The organism is Pedobacter sp. 01N416 (assembly GCF_056399685.1).
Window position 1 is genome coordinate 1 of sequence record NZ_JBFTRT010000744.1, and the last position, 2,023, is coordinate 2,023.

2 protein-coding genes are annotated in these 2,023 nt (G+C 43.9%); one reads left to right on the forward strand and one right to left on the reverse strand.

Features of this window, described 5'->3' with window-relative positions:
* On the forward strand, positions 1-723 hold a 723-nt coding region (locus AC1DND_RS26570; protein ID WP_477585693.1), incomplete at its 5' end, for a sensor histidine kinase.
* Between the two features lie 77 nt (positions 724-800).
* Here AC1DND_RS26570 and AC1DND_RS26575 read toward each other — a convergent pair.
* Positions 801-1,919, reverse strand: coding sequence for a Gfo/Idh/MocA family protein (locus AC1DND_RS26575; protein WP_477585695.1), 1,119 nt, complete (start codon positions 1,917-1,919; stop codon positions 801-803).
* Positions 1,920-2,023 lie beyond the last annotated feature (104 nt).

Below are 2,023 nucleotides of genomic sequence, written 5' to 3' on the forward strand. Positions count from 1 at the left end.
AAACTGGTGGGTGTCATTAACGATATCACCAATGACAAAATCATAGAAAGGCATAAAGACGATTTCATAAGTATTGCCAGCCATGAGCTGAAGACCCCGGTTACCAGCTTAAAAGGATCAGTACAAATGCTGCAACGGGACGCGAACCGGCAATCTGACCGTACCAAGCGGTTGGTTGCGCAGGCAAGCAGGGGCATAAACCGGATCTCACTGATAATAGACGATTTGCTCAATGCCGGTAAAAATTATCGGGATCAGATAGAACTACGGAAAACGAACTTCAACCTGTTTGAGCTGGTACAGGAAATAGTTGAATTGTTTGCTTCCACCGACGTTCCGCCAGTAACTATAACAGGAAAGAAAAACATCATGGTCCATGCCGATTCAGAGCGGATCGGCCGGGTACTTACTAATCTGATCAGTAATGCTGTCAAATATGCTCCGGGCACTGCAGAGATAAAAGTTGAGCTCATTGATCATGAAACCTACGTTAAAATCTCCGTTATCGATCAGGGGCCCGGGATTGTTGCCGAAAAGATCCCCTTGCTGTTCGACCGGTATTACCAGGCCGCAGGGCAGCAGGAGCAAAATTCGGGACTTGGGCTAGGCCTGTTTATCTGTGCTAACATCGTTCGTAAACATGGGGGAGAGATCGGTGTAGACAGTGTGCCTGGCGAGCGTACCGGTTTTTGGTTCACGCTTCCAAAATCGGCAGGCAGTTAAGTTAAATCAGAAATATATTTACGATGTGCACCCTATGGCTGGATAATCCCCAGAATCTGTTTTAAAATCCCTTTTGGCTAAGCAGTTAGTTTGACCTTTTTTCCTGTTTTTACAGCCTGGTAGATGGCATCAATAATTTTAAGATCTTTCAAGCCTTCTTCGCCGTTTACAGGGACTATCGGCTTGGTATCTTCAAAAATAATAGTTGCCATTTCATCCATCTGTACGGTTTGATGCGTAGTGATAGGCTGCGTGAGTTCACCTTTATGTGTTCTACCCTTTATCGGGCCATAACCGGTAGAAGGTTGCATTTCTGCAAATCCTTTGTCGCCACTCATAAAAAATCTATCCAGGTAATTAATGTTATAACTAGACAAGCAAGAGGCTACCGCACCGCTCGGGAAACCCAATTGAAATTGTATGGTTTCATCTACACCTTCTTTAAACTTTACGGGATCGGTCTTGGTTTCCTGGGCCGTCACCCAGATCGGCTCTTCGCCCAGCATATACCTTGCTCCGTTAATTGCATAGATTCCAATATCCATCATTGATCCCCCGCCGGCAAGCGCTTTGTTTAATCGCCATTGCGTAGGATCGCCTATTTTAAAACCACATTGTCCCTGAAAAAACATGATCTTACCGAAGTCGCCCGCATTTCTCATTCGGATCACCTCCAATGTACGGGGTTCAAAATGTAACCTATAGCCAACCAGTAACTTTACATTTGCTTTTTTACAAGCATCAAGCATCTCTTGTCCCTCTTTGGCATTCAATGCCATCGGTTTCTCGCATATGGCATGTTTTCCTGCTTTTGCTACACGGATAACCTGACTATGGTGCAGTGCATTTGGCGTAATCACATAAATCGCATCTATATCCGGATTATTTTTTACCTCATCGAAGTTGTCATAGTTATAACAATTCTTTTCCGGGATGTTGTATTTCGTTTGCCACTCTTTAATTTTTGAAGGTGTACCGCTAATTACACCAACCAGCTTCGCCTTGGTACTGGCCTGCATAGCTTCTGCTACACGGGTGCCATATCCACCTAAACCCATGATGGCTACTCGGAGTACCCTACCCTGGTAAGGCTGTTCAATTTGGTCGGGAGCGTTCGCAAATGCCGATATTGATCCCAATTGCAGCATCAATGCTGATGCGCCCATTTTTTGTAGAAAATCTCTTCTGGTATTCATATTTATCCTGTGGCTATGTAGCTAATTAGCAAAAATTTAAGCAATATGTGCCATTATCCATTTTTACCACTTAATTAACTGATTTACTTCATGATACCTAACAC

Excerpts from the sequence above, each read along its gene's own strand:
- AC1DND_RS26575 (WP_477585695.1), bottom strand. The coding sequence starts at position 1,919 with ATGAATACCAGAAGAGATTTTCTACAAAAAATGGGCGCATCAGCATTG.